20 protein-coding genes are annotated in these 16,534 nt (G+C 58.3%); 9 read left to right on the top strand and 11 right to left on the bottom strand.

Features of this window, described 5'->3' with window-relative positions; translation table 11 throughout:
* Positions 1–193: 193 nt before the first annotated feature.
* Together BM300_RS03630 and BM300_RS03625 are read right to left on the bottom strand one after the other, a co-directional pair.
* Positions 194–1,552 (bottom strand): heavy metal sensor histidine kinase, encoded by a 1,359-nt coding sequence (locus BM300_RS03630; protein ID WP_092145346.1) that lies wholly within the window; start codon positions 1,550–1,552, stop codon positions 194–196.
* Entirely contained in the window at positions 1,549–2,229 is a 681-nt protein-coding gene (locus BM300_RS03625) for a heavy metal response regulator transcription factor (protein ID WP_063322168.1), read from the bottom strand. Before BM300_RS03625 ends, BM300_RS03630 begins: the two co-directional genes overlap by 4 nt.
* A gap of 157 nt (positions 2,230–2,386) precedes the next feature.
* Here BM300_RS03625 and BM300_RS03620 point away from each other — a divergent pair, with 157 nt between their 5' ends.
* Both BM300_RS03620 and queF read left to right on the top strand, forming a co-directional pair.
* Positions 2,387–2,932 (top strand): copper-resistant cuproprotein CopI, encoded by a 546-nt coding sequence (locus tag BM300_RS03620; RefSeq protein WP_092344345.1) that lies wholly within the window; start codon positions 2,387–2,389, stop codon positions 2,930–2,932.
* Between the two features lie 61 nt (positions 2,933–2,993).
* The gene (gene queF / locus BM300_RS03615) at positions 2,994–3,824 is read left to right on the top strand and encodes an NADPH-dependent 7-cyano-7-deazaguanine reductase QueF (protein WP_013692631.1); all 831 of its coding nucleotides are present in this window, start codon (positions 2,994–2,996) and stop codon (positions 3,822–3,824) included.
* 90 nt (positions 3,825–3,914) lie between these two features.
* On the opposite strand, the gene BM300_RS03610 is transcribed toward queF, so the two are convergent.
* Entirely contained in the window at positions 3,915–4,178 is a 264-nt protein-coding gene (locus BM300_RS03610; RefSeq protein WP_018609983.1) for a DUF4404 family protein, read from the bottom strand.
* A gap of 109 nt (positions 4,179–4,287) precedes the next feature.
* Entirely contained in the window at positions 4,288–4,908 is a 621-nt protein-coding gene (locus BM300_RS03605; protein ID WP_063322164.1) for an HAD superfamily inactivated hydrolase PcrP, read from the bottom strand.
* Positions 4,909–5,111: 203 nt separating this feature from the next.
* Between BM300_RS03605 and BM300_RS03600 the strand changes: the two genes are divergently transcribed.
* The 3 genes from BM300_RS03600 to rssC all read left to right on the top strand — a co-directional run bounded on the left by BM300_RS03600 (position 5,112) and on the right by rssC (position 7,809).
* Positions 5,112–5,801, top strand: coding sequence for an MlaA family lipoprotein (locus BM300_RS03600; protein WP_092344347.1), 690 nt, complete (start codon positions 5,112–5,114; stop codon positions 5,799–5,801).
* 344 nt (positions 5,802–6,145) lie between these two features.
* The gene (rssB, locus tag BM300_RS03595; protein ID WP_053120765.1) at positions 6,146–7,327 is read left to right on the top strand and encodes a two-component system response regulator RssB; all 1,182 of its coding nucleotides are present in this window, start codon (positions 6,146–6,148) and stop codon (positions 7,325–7,327) included.
* Positions 7,327–7,809 carry an anti-sigma factor antagonist RssC gene (rssC, locus tag BM300_RS03590; protein WP_028237685.1) on the top strand — a complete coding sequence of 161 codons (483 nt, stop codon included), beginning with the start codon at positions 7,327–7,329 and terminating at the stop codon, positions 7,807–7,809. Before rssB ends, rssC begins: the two co-directional genes overlap by 1 nt.
* 196 nt (positions 7,810–8,005) lie before the next feature.
* On the opposite strand, the gene tal is transcribed toward rssC, so the two are convergent.
* The 3 genes from tal to BM300_RS29875 all read right to left on the bottom strand — a co-directional run bounded on the left by tal (position 8,006) and on the right by BM300_RS29875 (position 10,861).
* Positions 8,006–8,932, bottom strand: a complete 927-nt coding sequence (tal, locus tag BM300_RS03585; protein ID WP_003199698.1) for a transaldolase — start codon at positions 8,930–8,932, stop codon at positions 8,006–8,008.
* A gap of 178 nt (positions 8,933–9,110) precedes the next feature.
* The gene (dusA, locus tag BM300_RS03580) at positions 9,111–10,130 is read right to left on the bottom strand and encodes a tRNA dihydrouridine(20/20a) synthase DusA (RefSeq protein WP_092462019.1); all 1,020 of its coding nucleotides are present in this window, start codon (positions 10,128–10,130) and stop codon (positions 9,111–9,113) included.
* 290 nt (positions 10,131–10,420) lie between these two features.
* Positions 10,421–10,861 carry a hypothetical protein gene (locus tag BM300_RS29875; RefSeq protein WP_139232330.1) on the bottom strand — a complete coding sequence of 147 codons (441 nt, stop codon included), beginning with the start codon at positions 10,859–10,861 and terminating at the stop codon, positions 10,421–10,423.
* Positions 10,862–11,288: 427 nt separating this feature from the next.
* On the opposite strand from BM300_RS29875, the gene BM300_RS03565 reads away from it, so the two are divergent.
* Positions 11,289–11,600: a hypothetical protein gene (locus tag BM300_RS03565; protein WP_092145360.1), complete on the top strand. Its 312-nt coding sequence runs from the start codon at positions 11,289–11,291 to the stop codon at positions 11,598–11,600.
* A 241-nt stretch (positions 11,601–11,841) separates the two neighbouring features.
* Positions 11,842–12,201: a hypothetical protein gene (locus BM300_RS30960; RefSeq protein WP_170862006.1), complete on the top strand. Its 360-nt coding sequence runs from the start codon at positions 11,842–11,844 to the stop codon at positions 12,199–12,201.
* A 13-nt stretch (positions 12,202–12,214) separates the two neighbouring features.
* Here BM300_RS30960 and BM300_RS03555 read toward each other — a convergent pair whose 3' ends face one another.
* From BM300_RS03555 to BM300_RS03545, 3 genes are all read right to left on the bottom strand, one after another.
* Entirely contained in the window at positions 12,215–12,937 is a 723-nt protein-coding gene (locus BM300_RS03555) for a metallophosphoesterase (RefSeq protein WP_092462017.1), read from the bottom strand.
* A 92-nt stretch (positions 12,938–13,029) separates the two neighbouring features.
* A complete protein-coding gene (locus BM300_RS03550; RefSeq protein ID WP_092223851.1) occupies positions 13,030–13,629 on the bottom strand; it encodes a putative adenosine monophosphate-protein transferase Fic in 600 nt (199 codons plus the stop codon).
* Positions 13,629–13,799, bottom strand: coding sequence for a YhfG family protein (locus BM300_RS03545; RefSeq protein ID WP_003199786.1), 171 nt, complete (start codon positions 13,797–13,799; stop codon positions 13,629–13,631). The genes BM300_RS03550 and BM300_RS03545 overlap by 1 nt, the downstream gene beginning before the upstream one ends.
* A 446-nt stretch (positions 13,800–14,245) precedes the next feature.
* Here BM300_RS03545 and BM300_RS03540 point away from each other — a divergent pair, with 446 nt between their 5' ends.
* Both BM300_RS03540 and BM300_RS03535 read left to right on the top strand, forming a co-directional pair.
* Positions 14,246–14,533, top strand: a complete 288-nt coding sequence (locus BM300_RS03540; protein WP_053183374.1) for a metal-sensing transcriptional repressor — start codon at positions 14,246–14,248, stop codon at positions 14,531–14,533.
* Between the two features lie 7 nt (positions 14,534–14,540).
* Positions 14,541–15,407 (top strand): nickel/cobalt efflux protein RcnA, encoded by an 867-nt coding sequence (locus tag BM300_RS03535; protein ID WP_092462015.1) that lies wholly within the window; start codon positions 14,541–14,543, stop codon positions 15,405–15,407.
* A 10-nt stretch (positions 15,408–15,417) separates the two neighbouring features.
* On the opposite strand, the gene BM300_RS03530 is transcribed toward BM300_RS03535, so the two are convergent.
* The gene (locus tag BM300_RS03530) at positions 15,418–16,365 is read right to left on the bottom strand and encodes a LysR substrate-binding domain-containing protein (protein WP_092412698.1); all 948 of its coding nucleotides are present in this window, start codon (positions 16,363–16,365) and stop codon (positions 15,418–15,420) included.
* Positions 16,366–16,534: the final 169 nt, after the last annotated feature.

The raw sequence follows: 16,534 nt of genomic DNA, 5'->3' as shown, positions 1-16,534 counted from the left end.
TCGGATCGGTGTCAGTTTCAAGAGCAAATCGGTTGGTCGACCGGGATGCTTTTGTGGCGAGGGAGCTTGCTCCCGCTGGGCTGCGCAGCAGCCCCAAAGCGGCGGCTTATGCAAAATGATGTGCGGGCTTTCAGATTTTTGGGAGCGCTTCGCACTCCCGCGGGAGCAAGCTCCCTCGCCACAGGGTTTTGTGTCAGGGCTGGCTGGCCTTCGGTAGCTCAATCAGGAACCGCGTCCAGCCATCGGTCGATTCACAGCGGATCTGCCCGCCATGGGCGCGGATAATTGAGCGGGTGATGGCCAGTCCGAGCCCCGCGTGTTCGCTGCTGCCCTCCTGGCGAGCCGGGTCGGCGCGGTAGAAGCGGTCGAACAGGCGCGGCAGCAAGTCCGCTGCAATTCCTTCGCCACTGTTCTCCACACTGACGCTCATCCCTTGAGTCGCATCGACAATCTGCACCCGCACTTCGCCGTCAGCGGGGGTGAAGCGCAGGGCGTTGTCCAGCAGGTTGGAGAGCGCCCGGCGCAACATGTTGCGGTCACCCTCTATGCGGCCATCGCCCTCGCGGCTCAGGCGGACGTTGGTGTCTTCGGCCAGCGGCGCGAAGAAGTCCAGCAGCACGTCCACTTCCTCGGCCAATTGCAGCGGTTCGCGATTGAGCGCCAGCAAGCCGTGGTCGGCCTTGGCCAGGTACAGCATGTCGTTGACCAGTTGCGCCATCCATTGCAGTTCTTCGAGATTGCTGTGCAACGCCTCGCGGTAATCCTCCAGGGGGCGTTCGCGGGTGAGGGTGACCTGGGTGTGGGTCAGCAGGTTCGACAGCGGCGTGCGTAATTCATGGGCGATGTCGGCAGAGAACGCTGAGAGCCGCTGAAACGCATCGTCGAGGCGTCCGAGCATGGCGTTGATGCTGTGGGCCAATTCCGCCAGTTCGGCGGGCATTTGCTCTTCGGGCAGCCGGGCGTTGAGTGAGCGGGCCGAGACACTACCGGCAATGGCGCCCATGCGTCGCAAGGGGCGCAAGGCCCGCCGGGCGGCCCAGGCGCCGAGCAGGGCGGTGGCCAGGGCCGAGAGCCCGACGGTCAGCCAGATCAGGCGCTGCATGCGTTGCAGGAAGTGCTGGTGGTGGGTGATGTCCAGCAACAGGGTCAGTTGCGGCGAATCGGCTCGATTGGGGTGCAAGGGCGCGTTCAACACTCGGTAATCGTTGTCGGCATCGCTGAGGGTCGACAGGCCGGGTTGCTCCGGCAACTGGGCCGGAATCCGGATCGAACTGTCGTACCAGCGCACACCGTCGCTGCCCTTGATGCGCAGCGCCAGGTCGGCCTGACGGCTCAATTCATCTTCCAGGCGGCGCTGGGTCTGCTCGGCGTCAAGGTCTTGCAGGGCCCGGCGCAGACCGATCAGCTTGCCTTCGAGCAGTTGCTGGTCCAGCTCGATGAAATGCGCCTCGCTGCCGCGGCTGAACAACACCCCGGCAAACAACGACACCACCGCGGTGCAGGCGGCGAACAGCAGGGCCAGGCGACTGCTCAGCGACCACCGACCCCTCACAGGCTGCGCTCTTCAAGCACATAGCCCATGCCCCGCACGGTATGGATGAGTTTGCTGGGGAAGTCATCGTCAATCTTGATTCGCAGGCGTCGTATCGCGACTTCGATGACGTTGGTGTCGCTGTCGAAATTCATGTCCCAGACTTGGGACGCGATCAGCGATTTGGGCAGCACTTCGCCCTGGCGGCGCAGAAGCATTTCCAGCAAGGCGAATTCCTTGGCGGTGAGGTCGATGCGTCGGCCGCTGCGTTCGACGCGACGGCGAATCAGGTCCAGGCGCAAGTCGGCCAGTTGCAGGCTGGTTTCCTGTTGCGTCGAACTGCCTCGACGCAACAGGCTGCGCACCCGTGCCAGCAACTCGGAAAAGGCAAAGGGCTTGACCAGGTAATCATCGGCGCCCAGCTCCAGGCCGTGTACGCGATCCTGTATCGCATCCCGCGCGGTGAGAAACAGCACCGGTGTATCCAGCCCGGCGCCACGGACGGCTTGCAGGATCTGCCAGCCATCGCGGCCGGGCAACATCACGTCGAGGATCAGCAGGGCGTATTCACCGCTCAAGGCCAGTTGCTGGCCGGTGATGCCATCGGCCACCAGGTCGGCGTTGAACCCGGCTTCGCCCAGGCCTTGGCGCAGGTATTGGCCGGTTTTGGTTTGGTCTTCGACGATCAGCAGTTTCATGGGCAGCTCAGGGCATGGTTTTAACGTGGGCGTTATACCGCAGCGGCCAGCGCCGTGGCACAACCTGACAGAGTTGTAATGCAACTGTCAGTCAATTGGCAGCCGCACCGATCTAGAGTCTTGGACAAGTTGAACCTTACCTTGTCGGAGTATGAATATGTTGATGGTAAACCGTCTGATCCTGGCCGCCTCTGCGTGGGTATTGAGTACCTCGTTGTGGGCGTCTCCTGGTGCGCACTTTGATTTCGGCCAGCCCGCACCGGCGGCCAAGGCCAGTCGCACCATCGAGGTGGTGATGGGCGACATGTCGTTCAATCCTGGCACGCTGGATATCAAGGCAGGCGAGACGGTGCGGTTTGTACTCATCAATAAAGGCCAGTTGTTGCACGAATTCAACCTCGGTAACGCCGCGATGCATGCCCAGCACCAGCAGGAAATGCTCAAGATGCAACAGAGCGGCATGTTGACGCCGACCGGGATGAAGCCGGGAATGGACCATGCCTCGATGAATCCGGCCTCGATGGAGCACGGTGGTAAAGACGGCATGATGCGCCACGACGACGCTAACAGCGTGCTGGTTGAGCCGGGTAAGTCCGCCGAGCTGACCTGGGCTTTCGATAAGGCTACCCGGCTGGAATTTGCCTGCAATGTCCCCGGTCATTACCAGGCGGGGATGAAGGGCGACCTGACAGTCAGTCAGTAAGCACTCAAAGGCTGCGGCAAAGGCTGATAGAATCGGCTGATTCTTCAGTCAGGTTTCCGTCATGCATCCCGCAGCCGAACATTCGCCGCTGGGCAAATCCAGCGAATACATCGCCACGTACACGCCGTCACTGCTGTTCCCGATCCCGCGCACGGCGAAATGGGCGGAATTGGGCCTGACGGCCGAGACCTTGCCGTACAAGGGCGTGGATTTCTGGAACTGCTTCGAGCTGTCGTGGCTGCTGCCGTCCGGCAAGCCGGTGGTGGCCATCGGTGAATTCGCGATCCCGGCGGATTCGCCGAATATCATCGAGTCCAAATCCTTCAAGTTGTACCTCAACTCCTTGAACCAGACCCCGTTTGCCGATACCGCGAGCCTGGAAGCGACCCTGCGCCAGGACCTGTCGGCGGCTGCCGGTAAAGCAGTGGGTGTGCGGATCCGCAGCCTCAAGGATGTGGAGCGTGAAGGTATCGTGGCATTGCCCGGTACGTGCATCGACGATTTGGACATCAGCGTCGACTCCTACGCGCACCCGCGCCCGGAACTGCTGCGTTGCGATGCCTCGCGCATCGTCGAGCAAAGCCTGCACAGCCATCTGCTCAAGTCCAACTGCCCGGTGACCAGTCAGCCAGACTGGGGCAGCGTGGCGGTGGAATATCGCGGTGCGGCCCTGGATCCCGCCAGCCTGCTGGCCTACATCGTCAGCTTCCGCCAGCATTCGGATTTCCATGAGCAGTGCGTGGAACGGATCTTTCTCGACCTGCAGCGCTTGCTCAAGCCGGAGAAATTGACGGTGTACGCGCGGTATGTGCGTCGGGGCGGGCTGGATATCAACCCGTATCGCAGTACTGAAGACGTTCAACTGCCGAACCACCGCCTGGTCCGCCAATGAAGCTATAAATGTGGGAGCTTGCTCGCTCCCACAATGGATTGCATTAAAAAGCCCCGCTCTTGATAGCAGGGCTTTTTGCATTTAAAGGGTTTAGATCCCCATATTGCCCAAAGCTTGCACAATGTTGCGCAAGGTCCCGGCAAGGGTGGGGTGTTCCACCTCGAAGCGCTCGACAGCCAGGTTTACATTGTCGGCGAGGTTGTTGTCCGGCGCTTTGGTTTCCAACTCAAGCTCAAGTTCGATCTTTTGCATCAGCGCGTGCAGGTCATCGCGCTCGACTTCGGAAAGTGGTGGATTCTGTTCCAATTGCTCGCGCAGTTTGTTGAGCTGTTCTTGCAATTCGCGGGCAGGCATTGGCGTACTCCCTTTATTGATAGGCACTGCCATGGACCGCGACGCTGGGTCAAAAGTCCATGGCCTGCCTTAAGAGTAATCTACCGTCGCGCTGCCTGCATGATCCCGGTCATGGCTTCTCACCTTTGAGTCGGCGCAGGCTGATGTCGGCCAGGCACGTGTCGAGTTCACCCAAGTGATCGATCACCGAATGCACGCCCAGGCCAAATAATTGCACGGTGGCCTTGGCGCGCTTGGTTTCCCGTTGCTGTTGGCTCAGTGCCTGCCATTCGATGGGTGCCAGGCCGCACAGCGAGCCGCAGGACGCCAATCCGATGGTCCATAAACCGGCGTTGAGCCCTGACTGCAACAACCGGGGTTCGCCACTGACCAACACGCAACCGTCCAGTTGCTGGACGTTCAGCGCCATCAAGGCTTGCCAACAGGCATGAGGCGCCGGCCAAGGATTAATTGTTGCTGGAAGTTGCGGCGGTTTGATCCACGTCGGCAATGAAGCCGCCAGGGCATGACTGGTGGCCGGTGGCAGTTCATCGAGCCAGGCGCAAGGAATTCCCTGGTCCTGCAGGTGATGCAAACTCTCAAGTGCGCCAGGCGTCGGCTGTGCATGCTCGACCGGTGCTGCCCCAGGCTGGCGAATGCGCGCCCCGAAATCCACCAGGCATCCACTCAGGCCAAACAGTACGGCGGTCAGGCTGGGGACGGGGAGGGGCAGGGCTTCGGCGCGGGCCATGGGAACATCCTTGAAATAACCAGCAGCCTAACGGCCCTCCATGACAGTCCCGTGACAGCGAAATGAAGGCAGCAGATGACAGAAGGGTCCTAGAATCAGCTTCTTTTTTTGAATGCTGCCAGTAGGACTTTTCCGCCTTATACTAGCCACCTTACCGCCTGGGCTCGGCGCCCTTGCCTGATTAATCCAAGGAGTTTTCCCCTATGCGCTGGAGCCATCGTCTAGCTCAGCTGTGTTTGTCTGCCAGCGTCGTGCTGGTTCCGTTCGCTGCCCAGGCCGCCACGGAAGAAGATCCTTGGGAAAGCATCAACCGTCCGATCTTTACCTTCAACGACACCATTGATACCTACGCGCTCAAGCCACTGGCTCAGGGTTATCAATATGTGACGCCGCAGTTCCTCGAAGACGGCATCCACAACATGTTCCGCAACATCGGTGACGTGGGCAACCTGGCCAACAACGTGCTGCAGGCCAAGCCGGCCGCTGCCGGGGTCGACACCGCCCGGTTGATCTTCAACACCACCTTCGGCCTGCTGGGCTTCTTTGATGTGGGCACCCAGATGGGCCTGCAGCGCAGCGATGAAGATTTTGGCCAGACCCTGGGCTACTGGGGCCTGGGTAGCGGGCCATATGTCATGCTGCCGCTGCTGGGGCCAAGTACCCTGCGTGACGCGCCGGCCAAGCTGGTCGATGACTACACCGCCCCGTATCGTTATATCGATAACGTCTCGGTGCGTAACTCTATTCGAGGCCTGAACGTCGTCGACACCCGCGCCAGCCTGTTGTCGGCCGAGAAGATGGTGAGCGGCGACAAGTATGTCTTCATCCGCAACGCCTACTTGCAAAACCGCGAATTCAAGGTCAAGGATGGCCAGGTCGAAGACGATTTTTAATTCCGACCTCTAAAACCACGAAGGCGGCCAAAAAGGCCGCCTCTGTGCTTTGGCGTCGTGTTTGAGCGGGTTTGATCCTTCCATTGAGTTACGCTTCGCTCGGTTCTTATAACTCTCTGTACTTTGACAAATAAAGACGGCAAGCGGCTATCTGCCTGAGCTTGAAACGCCCCGCGGATGGGAGTACCGTCTGCGCCTTAGAAGGGCACCTCTGGTGTAGTTGTGTGTAGGGCAATGGCCTGAAACCGGTACGACAGAGAGGCTAGAAAGCGAATCCAGTAGTGCGTGCAAGGCCAGACGGCCCAGCCCGCTACGCCAACCTAATTCTGGCGCCGTTTGCCCACATGCCAAAAACCAGTGCCACGCTGCTGATAATCGATGATGACGAAGTGGTGCGAGCCAGTCTCGCAGCCTACTTGGAAGACAGTGGTTTCAGCGTCCTGCAGGCCAGCAATGGCCAACAGGGTCTTCAGGTATTCGAGCAAGACAAGCCCGACCTGGTCATCTGCGACCTGCGCATGCCGCAGATGGGCGGACTCGAACTCATTCGCCAGGTCACCGAGATTTCCTCGCAGACCCCGGTGATCGTGGTTTCGGGCGCAGGCGTGATGAACGACGCGGTCGAGGCGTTGCGCCTGGGCGCGGCGGATTACCTGATCAAGCCCCTTGAAGACCTTGCGGTGCTCGAGCACTCGGTGCGCCGGGCCTTGGACCGCTCGCGCCTGTTGGTGGAAAACCAGCGCTACCGCGAGAAGCTGGAAACCGCCAACCGTGAGCTGGAAGCCAGCCTGAACCTGTTGCAGGAAGACCAGAACGCTGGGCGCCAGGTGCAGATGAACATGCTGCCGGTCAGCCCCTGGACCGTCGACGATTTCCGTTTTGCCCACCAGATCATCCCGTCGTTGTACCTGTCGGGCGATTTCGTGGACTATTTTCGGGTCGACGAGCGGCGTGTAGCGTTCTATCTGGCGGACGTTTCCGGCCATGGTGCTTCTTCGGCATTCGTCACGGTGCTGTTGAAGTTCATGACCACGCGCCTGTTGTTCGAGTCCAAGCGTAATGGCACTCTGCCAGAATTCAAGCCTTCTGAGGTCCTTGGGCATATCAACCGAGGCCTGATCAGTTGTAAGCTGGGCAAACACGTCACAATGGTCGGTGGAGTCATCGACGAGGAGACTGGTTTGTTGACCTATAGCATCGGCGGCCACCTGCCTTTGCCTGTGTTGTATACACCAGACAGTGTGCGTTACCTGGAAGGGCGTGGTTTGCCGGTAGGCCTGTTCAACGAGGCCACCTACGAAGACCACGTACTGGAATTGCCGCCGACATTCAGCCTGACGCTGATGTCTGATGGCATTTTGGACCTTTTGACAGAACCTACACTCAAAGAGAAAGAAGCGGCCTTGCCTGAACGGGTGAGTGCAGCGGGCGGCAGCCTGGAAGGCTTGCGTCAAGTGTTTGGATTAGCCACGCTCGGGGAGATGCCGGATGATATCGCCCTGTTAGTGTTGAGCAGGAACCTTTGATGAGTACCGGTAGAATCCAGTTCGCCGAGCAGGACGGCACCTTTGTCCTGAAGTTTGTCGGTGAAGTGCGCCTGACCCTGTGTTCGGCGCTGGATGCGACTATTGAGCGGATCTTCACTTCGTTGAATTTCAACGCCATCGTGATCGACCTGACCGAAACCCGCAGCATCGACAGCACCACATTGGGCCTGCTGGCCAAACTGTCGATCCTGTCGCGGCAGAAGGTCGGCCTGCTGCCGACTGTCGTCACCACCCACAACGACATTACCCGTCTACTGCAATCGATGGGCTTCGACCAGGTGTTCAACATCGTGGGCGACCCTGTGCCGTGCCCGGAATGCCTGGACGACCTGCCTGACCAGGACCAGTCCGAAGAAGAAGTGCGGATCAAGGTGCTCGAAGCCCACAAGATCCTGATGGGGCTCAACGATTCCAATCGTGAAGCCTTCCATGACCTGGTGAATGCGCTGGAAGGGCCTTGACCCCTGGGTTTTGCTTAGGCTGACCGGCCTCATCGTCGGAACGCCGCCCGGAGCAAGCTCGCTCCCTCATTGGAATGCAGTCACCTGGCTTGCTCGCGATAACGTTTATCGATCCGCCATTCCCCTCAGGCCAAGCCACATAAAAAAGGGCGAACCCACCAAGGTTCGCCCTTTTTGCATGCCTTTGTGAATCAGCTCAAAGCTTGGCTTGCAGCAACGCCTCCAGCTTCTCCTGGTCCCGGGCAAACTGACGAATACCTTCTGCCAGTTTCTCGGTCGCCATGGCGTCCTCGTTGGACAACCAGCGGAACTGCGCTTCATTGAGGATCAAGCGCGCTTCCCCGGCTTGCCCTGGCGCCAGCTTGCGCTCCAGCTTGCCTTCGTCGGCGGCGAGTTTTTCCAGCAGGTCCGGGCTGACGGTCAGGCGGTCGCAGCCGGCCAGTTGCTCGATCTGGTTGAGGTTGCGGAAGCTCGCGCCCATGACCACGGTCTTGTAGTCATTGGCCTTGTAGTAGTTGTAGATGCGCGTCACCGACTGCACGCCTGGATCATCAGCGCCGGTGTAGTCGTTGCCATTGGCTTTCTTGTACCAGTCGTAGATACGGCCCACGAACGGCGAAATCAGGAACACCCCGGCATCGGCGCAGGCGGCGGCCTGGGCGAAGGAGAACAGCAGGGTCAGGTTGCACTGGATGCCTTCACGCTCCAGCTGCTCGGCGGCGCGAATACCTTCCCAGGTGGAAGCGATCTTGATCAGCACGCGCTCGCGGCCAATGCCGGCCTTTTCGTACAGATCGATCAGGCGATGCGCACGCTTCAACATGGCCTCGGTGTCGAACGACAGGCGCGCGTCCACTTCAGTGGAAATACGCCCCGGGATCACTTTCAGGATTTCTTGCCCAACCGCCACGGCAAAACGGTCGCTGGCCAGGCCCACATCGCCCTTGCAGTCCGCCACGCAGGCGTTCAGTTGCTCGGCATAACCTTGAATGGCCGACGCCTTGAGCAGCAGGGAAGGGTTGGTGGTGGCGTCCACGGGCTTGACGCGGGCGATGGCCTCGAAGTCGCCGGTGTCGGCCACGACGGTGGTGAACTGTTTGAGTTGTTCCAGCTTGGAAGTCATGAGCGTGCTCTGTCCTATGGGTCCGTTGACATTACCCGAGGGCTGGCAGCCACTCAAGGGCGTGAAGGGGTATCGACGGGCCCCAGCGGCAACAACCTGAAAACGGCTGTTTGAAAGGCCGGGGCGGTATCGGTAGATACGATGCCAAAACAGCGCGCAGGTTCAAAGCAAGTGACGGTTAACGCCCTTCCAGCAGTTGCCCCGCCTGATCGAGCAACGCCAGCGGATCCTTGGTCTTGTGGATATCCACCGACAACAACTGCCGAAACCGCCGCGCCCCTGGAAAACCGGTACCCAGCCCGAGCACATGACGGGTGATGTGATGCATTGCGCCACCGGCGGCCAAATGATCGGCGATATAAGGCCGCAACTGCGCCAGCGCCTCGGCCCGGCTGATGATCGGCGCGGTGCTGCCGAACAGCTGTTGATCCACCTCTGCCAGTAGGTACGGGTTGTGATACGCCTCGCGCCCCAGCATCACACCGTCAAACGTCTGCAAATGCTCGTGGCAGGCCTCCAGCGTCTTGATCCCACCATTGAGCACAATCTCCAACTCCGGAAAATCCGCCTTCAACCGCGCGGCCACGTCATAACGCAGCGGCGGGATGTCGCGATTCTCCTTCGGCGACAGCCCCTCCAGAATCGCAATCCGCGCATGCACGGTGAAACTCGTGCACCCGGCCTCGCGCACCGTCCCGACAAACTCACACAACTGCTCGTAACTGTCCCGCCCATTGATCCCGATGCGATGCTTGACCGTCACCGGAATTGATACCGCATCGCGCATGGCTTTCACACAGTCAGCCACCAAATCCGGATGCCCCATCAGGCACGCGCCGATCATATTGTTCTGCACCCGATCGCTGGGGCAGCCGACGTTAAGGTTCACCTCGTCGTAACCGTGCTCCTGGGCCATACGGGCGCAGGCAGCCAGGTCGGCCGGCACGCTGCCGCCCAGTTGCAGGGCCAGGGGGTGTTCGGATAGGTGATGGCGCAGGAAGCGTTCGTGGTCGCCGTTGAGCAAGGCGCCGGTGGTGACCATTTCGGTGTAGAGCAGGGCGTGTTTGGAGAGGATGCGTAGGAAGAAACGGCAGTGGGCGTCGGTCCAATCCATCATGGGTGCAACACTGAAGCGGCGGGACGGCTCAGAACGGGGAGCGCTAGTGTTTACGGGCAGTGCGGGATTTTCAGAATTCATTGATGCTGGTCTTCATACAGAGGTTTCTACCCATTTTTCCCCTGTTTTTGAAGTCGCTTGCTGCAATGTAGCAAACGACTTCGGCGCTGTAGCAGCTGGAAATGGGCACGATTACATCACGTAATGGCAAGGACAACTCGACGGCCTGCACAGCGCCGATACGGATCAATCGGGACGGGGCGACAGTTTATCAGGAAAGCCAAGCCTCCGACCGCAAGCAGGTTGCTCAGGCCTATGCACGAAGCCTATCAATGCTTCGATGCCCCGCTGTTCATGAACGACAGAATGGACTACTCATTCACCGTGCTGATACGGGAGACTTTTCCATCGGCGAAATGAACACGGATACCTGAGCAGGTCGGCGCACTGTTGAAGCAAAGGTAGGTGGCAGTTTTTTCAGTGACCTGACCTTTTTCATTCCTCTGAAACCCAATTTGGGCTCGATTCAAACCATAGGCAGCATAGGCTAAGCATTCTGGATCGCCGATGCGTACGTCCTGCTTCTCCGCTCGCTGTGCTTGTGAGCTGGTGAGGGCGCCTGAAGCAACAAGATTTTGTAATACCGCAGGTTCCTTGAACTTGTTATCCCATCGATAGCGCCCGCAACTGCTATATGCGTCCTCGTTGGTATTTTCAGTCCATCCACTGTCGTATGCACTTGAAGGCTTGCTTACGCATGCTGTGACTTGGGTAAGGAACGCTAAGATCAAAATTTTATTCAGAGTTTTCATGCTTCGCTACTCTCTCATGTGAAAAGAGCGACTACCTTCCATGCGCCAACATGAGGGTGGTCACTGAATCTGCAGTATCGTCCTGCGAGTGGAGCTAAGGTCCATGCTTCGTGTACAAAGCGCGGCGAGCCTAGTGGGCCGCCTCATTCCCTTTTCACTCCTCACGAACTACGCTGAAGCGTATATCGGCGGTGCCGCGTTTTACTTAATGCGACCCATGCCTCCCCCAGTTGAAGGCTGTCCAGATGCCCTCATTGGCGAGGTGCTTTTCCAAGTTTTGAAGATGTGATGGAGGGCTAGCTTTAGCAGTGACCGGGAGGCAGTAGCTCATCTGATCGAACCTCTTGGTGGGTTCACCGACGGTGTCCTGTCTATGGATTGAGGATAAAGTGGTCGGTGCCGGCAAACCATAAAATAGGAATTCGTTATGATTTTTTCAGATTCACGCATGTACCACACTACCGATGGGGTTGATCGTGAAAAGCTTAATCCCTGTCAGGTGGTGGTACGCGAGGAAGCAATGATCATCGAGTATGTCGACGAGTTTGGTAGCCGTGTGACCTATCACGCTCGACAAGTTGCTGAGGGGCAGTTCGAAATACGGCAAGAGATTGAGGAGGAGGACTATCTCTATACCGCGACACTGCAGCAGGAAGGAAGTGGCTTCTACGATGGTAGGTGGTTCCAGCGCTACGGTAACCAGCAAAAGCGGGGCTCATGGTCTATTGAGCTGGGCTAACAGCGCAGGGAAAGACAATGATCCAAAAGCGTTACCGAATCGATCAATAAAAACTGCCGGCCGACTACCCAACTCACCGACACACGGACGAATTCTGGGAGCAGTTGGGTCGCACCGTTGCCACCTATGGCTTCTTGGAGCAAGTACTGGGCCGAGCTATCTTCGCCCTGATCGCCACACGCAAGTATGCTCAGGATGAGCTGGAGGAAGCGTAAAATGGTTGGGTCAGTATGAGCGGGCCTTGTCCGATCCTCTCGGCGGACTCATCACTGCGTACGACACCGCGTTGCGAAAACACCATGAATTGCCAGTCCATAATCCCGAGCAGTTGATCGGGGACCTGCAATGTGCCGCACAGTTGCGCAACGTGCTGTGCCACGGTTCCTGGCAGGCGCCGGATGGCGAAGGCGGGAATCTGAATCAGCGAGACGGATGGCACAGTTTTTCAGGGAAGGGCAGGACGTGTTGGGAGAGCAATATTGCGCCGACTTCACCAGTGGGTGCGGGGGCGTTGTCGAGTGTGAAATACGCCGAGGATTTGGAGGCGATCACCGTGTGCGCGATACGGCATCAGACACACACCGAGGATCAAAGCAAATGAGACTGCCCCATTCTCACTGGCCCATGCTTATGCTGATTATGGTTTCGGTTTGGATGTCTACCAAGCTCAATGCACCGTCGGAAAATGCGCAGCCAGTGTCGATATATACGACATTGCCCAAGCGCATAATGCTGGGTACTGTTGAATGACCAACATAGAGTCGGTCTATTCCTTTAATGGGCGTGTGGTCGTTTTGCTCGATTTTTTCTCTGGCATACAGCGCTGTCTTCAAGGCTTGCCGTTGATGTGACTCCCCAGAATTTCCAGTGATAGCGTCTTTGGCTTCCTGCCATCCATCGTCACTTCGGATGACAGGAACTTCGGCATGGACTATTCCAATTGTTTGATCGTTTGCTGATTTGATTTCAATAATCAATGGAAGTGCTTGCAAAGCTTTTAAAAGCTCATGCTGGACGGTTAGTTGTAACTCGTAGAGCCAGGCACCACCGTTTCGGATATGTCGGGGTATGTCACCATGGCCGGAGATGCAGTCAATAAGCATCTGCTCATGATTGCCGCGCACGGCATGGAACCACGGCTTTTCAAGCCAGTTCAATACGTCCATGGAATCGGGGCCGCGGTCGATAAGGTCTCCCACGGAAAAGATGCGATCCAGCTCAGTGTTGAAGGCTAGTTTGTTCAAGGCTGCTGTTAGAAGTTTGAAATGCCCGTGGATGTCGCCCACCACAAAGTCGCGACCTTTTTTGTTGGGTGGGAAAGATCTCGTCCTGTACATTGTCAGTTCTTTAGCAGACGTTAATTGACGGCGACTGTATCACTTGGCGAAATAAACCGTAAGGCGGTGAGCGAGGGAATAACGTTGTACGGTCAAGCTTGAATCGCCTGCCCGATACATTTCTCAAAAACCTGCTCCATAGGCCCCATGACGCCGTTATAAGCCGCAATGTTGGCAAAGATCCACTCGTCCTTCTCAATCCCCCACCAACTGATTTCAAACCCGGCATTCATGATGAGGTGTTCAAACAGGATGCGTTGCGCACGACCGTTGCCTTCGCGGAAGGGGTGTACGACGTTGATGTCGGAATAGGCCTCTGCAACGGCGACGATCAGCTCAGCCCGCTCCATGCCCTCGAACCAGTTGGCCGCCGCCATGTGCATGAAGATCTTGTTGGCTTCCGCTTGCATGTACTGGGGTTGGCAAAAGCGGGTGGCTTGTTTGGACATGCCAACGGTGCGCAGCTCTCCGGCCCATTCGAACAGGTCCGAAAAGAGGATTCGATGAATGTTCTGAAGGTAGGCCAGGCTGTAGGGAGGAGGGCTGAATTCGACGTTGTCCGCTGCGATGGCCGAGAGCTGTTGTTCGGCTTCGCTTAGGGTCGGTTCGTCACGGATATCGAGTTTGTTGCGAAGGACCGTGGAGCCGGGATAGCAATAAGCGTCCTCGCCGACTCCATATTTGTCAGCCATCAGGTTCTGGTCTGGGTGAAGGCCTTCAAGACCTCTTCACGCGTCGGCATTTTGCGTTCGCCGTCCGCGAAGGTCGTTTTAAAACCTTCCAGGCGGAGGCTGGCCGCGTAGTTGGATCTACGCGTCCTGGCGGCATAGGCCTTTTTGGTTTCAAGGCTGACATTGCCCATGGGCTGGACCTCAAATCGCGCTGGTGGGCGGATTATAGCCCATCCCGCAGGCGTGGCCTATGTTGTGGCTCGGGTGAAGGCCGTTGGGCGCTCATTCGTTTCGAGATTTGTCCTTGTCGCCCCTAGCTGCGCAGCCCAATCCATCGCCGGACACCCCCATCGGAAATTTCCCTCAACACGTGTCGCTCCTCGATGACTATCCACCCCATCACCCCGTGCGCTAAGTTTTCTCCGTCGCTGCAGATTCAGCGGAGGGTGTGGAAGCCCTAATGCCTGGGATTTTTTCAATTAATCCTGAGATCGCCCAATGAAAAAAGGTTTGGATGTGATGCCGTCATCGCGAGCAAGCTCGCACAGGTTGATCTGCGTTTCGATGGGTTTGCTTATATCCCCCCTGGGGGGATAGGATGGCGAGCGTAAATTCATCGAAACCCAAGGCTCAAACCATGACTGAGCACGACCACGAACATCCCCACCAAAGCCATGCGGCGATCATCAAGCGTCTCAAGCGCGCGGACGGTCATTTGCGCAGCATTATCACGATGATCGAAGAGGGCCGTGAGTGCGTCGATATCGCCCAGCAGTTGCATGCGGTGGAGAAAGCGGTGTGCCAAGCCAAGCGGACGTTGATCCAGGATCACATCGATCACTGCCTGGAGGACACCGTTTCGTCGTTGAATAAAGGCGAGCGCGCGCCGCTGGAAGCCTTCAAACAAATCACCAAGTACCTCTAGGCCCGACATGCCCAATTTTGCTGAACTGCTGCAACAGGGGGGCACGCATGCCTGGCTGTATTTCCCCAGCGCTATCTTGCTGGGCGCCTTGCATGGCCTGGAGCCTGGTCATTCGAAAACCATGATGGCGGCGTTTATCGTGGCGATTCGGGGCTCGGTCAAACAGGCAGTGTTGCTAGGCCTGGCGGCGACGCTGTCCCACACCGTCGTGGTGTGGCTGGTCGCCCTCGGCGGCATGTACCTGGGCCAGGGGTTGGACGCTGAAACCACCGAGCCGTATTTCCAACTGGCATCCGCTGCGCTGATCGTTGCCATCGCGCTGTGGATGCTGTGGCGTACCTGGCGTGGCGAGCGGATGTTCAGGTTCGAGCAGGCACATGACCACCATCATCACGATCACGATCACGATCACGATCACGATCACGATCACCACCACCATGAACATGACCACGGGCATCCCGAACCCAAAGGCCTGGCGCTGTCGCTGGAGGGCTATCAGGATGCCCACGAGCAGGCACATGCCAACGATATCCGTAAGCGCTTCAACAATCGGCAGGTCACCACCGGCCAGATCATCGTGTTCGGCCTGACGGGCGGGCTCATTCCTTGCCCCGCGGCCATTACCGTGCTGCTGCTGTGCTTGCAAGTCAAAGAGGTCGCGCTGGGTGGCCTGCTCGTCCTGTGCTTCAGCATCGGCCTGGCGATTACCTTGGTGACCGTGGGGGCTGCGGCGGCCATTGGTGCACGACAGGCTTCCAATCGCTGGCCTTGGCTGGGCACCGTTGCTCGCCGGGCACCTTACTTGTCCAGTGTATTGATCATCGGCGTCGGTCTCTACGTGGGCATCCACGGCTGGATCGGCTTGAACGCGTAGCCTCCACCGATCAGTTCGCACCTTCTGACGTAGTGGGTGCGTTGCCCGGCCGCTGCAGCGAAGCGCCTTCCAGGGTTTTCCACAGCTTACGCATCGTTGGGTTGCGATTGGCAATCGCACAGTACGAGCGAATCTCCAATCGCGTGCTCCATTGCTCGCTACCGGCTCGCACCAACAGTCCACGCTCCAACTCGTCGGCCACTGCACTCTGCGGCAGCCAGGCCACGCCGTAGCCCTCGATGGCCATGCGCATCAGTAGCATCGCCATGTCCGCTTCATAACAGCGTTCCAGGGTGATCGGTTCAGGGCCGTTGTTGATGACGATGTCCGCGACGCGCCCCAGGAACGTCGTTGCCGTGTAGGCCAGGTAAGGCACCGGTTTGCCGGCGCGGCCGGGCAGGCGGAACAGCGGTTCGCCCTTGCGGTTGGGCGCGCACAAGGGGATGAACGCATCGTGGCCGAGCACCAGGCTGCCAAAACGCTCGGGGTCCAGCAGGATGGGGGCAAGCGGATGGTGATAGACCATCATCAAGTCGCAACTGCCTTCCTCCAGTGCAATGACGGCGTCATGAATATTGGCGGCCACCACCCGGGCGTTGAACTGTTCGTTGTGTTGCTGGAACTGCGAGAGCCACTTGGGCAGGAAGGTCATCGACAGGCTGTGGCCGGCGGTGATCTGGATCGAGCGTCCGGGCATTCGTTCCACGTCGCGCAGTGTCGAGCGCAACCTCAGTAGTCCGGCGAGGGCCTCTCGGCTTTCATCGCAGAAGGTGACTCCCGCGGGGGTGAGCTGGACAGGGTAGGTGCCCCGGTCCACCAGCTTGACGCCCACCCATTCCTCGAGTGAGCGGATACGCCGGGACAAGGCCGATTGTGTCACGCAACGAACCTCGGCGGCGCGGGAGAAGTTTTTCCATTCGCCAATCGCCTGAAGATCATCCAGCCATTTGAGTTGCATATCGAGAAACTCCCCCTGTGAGAGCGCGATTTTACTGCGCAATCTCCCGGCATAGCGCGGCCTTTCGCTAACTATTCCAAAAGCGCATGGGGTTAGCTGGATTACTCATCATCTCTGCGAATCGGCTCCTTAGAATCGATCCTGCCAAGTAAAAAAACTCCAAGAACTA

The sequence above is a fragment of the Pseudomonas sp. NFACC46-3 genome, from assembly GCF_900114515.1.
GTDB lineage: Bacteria > Pseudomonadota > Gammaproteobacteria > Pseudomonadales > Pseudomonadaceae > Aquipseudomonas > Aquipseudomonas fluorescens_Q.
The sequence above is the reverse complement of the archived record's forward strand: the minus strand, read 5'-3'. Positions and strand labels throughout refer to the sequence as shown.

What these genes read in the sequence shown, in the direction of transcription:
- rssC (WP_028237685.1), top strand. Translation starts at nt 7,327, where the DNA reads ATGAGTACCGGTAGAATCCAGTTCGCCGAGCAGGACGGCACCTTTGTC.
- BM300_RS03530 (WP_092412698.1), bottom strand. Translation starts at nt 16,365, where the DNA reads ATGCAACTCAAATGGCTGGATGATCTTCAGGCGATTGGCGAATGGAAA.
- BM300_RS29875 (WP_139232330.1), bottom strand. Translation starts at nt 10,861, where the DNA reads ATGAAAACTCTGAATAAAATTTTGATCTTAGCGTTCCTTACCCAAGTC.
- BM300_RS03620 (WP_092344345.1), top strand. Translation starts at nt 2,387, where the DNA reads ATGTTGATGGTAAACCGTCTGATCCTGGCCGCCTCTGCGTGGGTATTG.
- tal (WP_003199698.1), bottom strand. Translation starts at nt 8,932, where the DNA reads ATGACTTCCAAGCTGGAACAACTCAAACAGTTCACCACCGTCGTGGCC.
- BM300_RS03565 (WP_092145360.1), top strand. Translation starts at nt 11,289, where the DNA reads ATGATTTTTTCAGATTCACGCATGTACCACACTACCGATGGGGTTGAT.
- BM300_RS03540 (WP_053183374.1), top strand. Translation starts at nt 14,246, where the DNA reads ATGACTGAGCACGACCACGAACATCCCCACCAAAGCCATGCGGCGATC.
- BM300_RS03610 (WP_018609983.1), bottom strand. Translation starts at nt 4,178, where the DNA reads ATGCCTGCCCGCGAATTGCAAGAACAGCTCAACAAACTGCGCGAGCAA.
- BM300_RS03600 (WP_092344347.1), top strand. Translation starts at nt 5,112, where the DNA reads ATGCGCTGGAGCCATCGTCTAGCTCAGCTGTGTTTGTCTGCCAGCGTC.
- queF (WP_013692631.1), top strand. Translation starts at nt 2,994, where the DNA reads ATGCATCCCGCAGCCGAACATTCGCCGCTGGGCAAATCCAGCGAATAC.
- BM300_RS03545 (WP_003199786.1), bottom strand. Translation starts at nt 13,799, where the DNA reads ATGGGCAATGTCAGCCTTGAAACCAAAAAGGCCTATGCCGCCAGGACG.
- BM300_RS03535 (WP_092462015.1), top strand. Translation starts at nt 14,541, where the DNA reads ATGCCCAATTTTGCTGAACTGCTGCAACAGGGGGGCACGCATGCCTGG.
- dusA (WP_092462019.1), bottom strand. Translation starts at nt 10,130, where the DNA reads ATGAATTCTGAAAATCCCGCACTGCCCGTAAACACTAGCGCTCCCCGT.
- BM300_RS03605 (WP_063322164.1), bottom strand. Translation starts at nt 4,908, where the DNA reads ATGGCCCGCGCCGAAGCCCTGCCCCTCCCCGTCCCCAGCCTGACCGCC.
- rssB (WP_053120765.1), top strand. Translation starts at nt 6,146, where the DNA reads ATGCCAAAAACCAGTGCCACGCTGCTGATAATCGATGATGACGAAGTG.
- BM300_RS03625 (WP_063322168.1), bottom strand. Translation starts at nt 2,229, where the DNA reads ATGAAACTGCTGATCGTCGAAGACCAAACCAAAACCGGCCAATACCTG.
- BM300_RS03555 (WP_092462017.1), bottom strand. Translation starts at nt 12,937, where the DNA reads ATGTACAGGACGAGATCTTTCCCACCCAACAAAAAAGGTCGCGACTTT.
- BM300_RS03550 (WP_092223851.1), bottom strand. Translation starts at nt 13,629, where the DNA reads ATGGCTGACAAATATGGAGTCGGCGAGGACGCTTATTGCTATCCCGGC.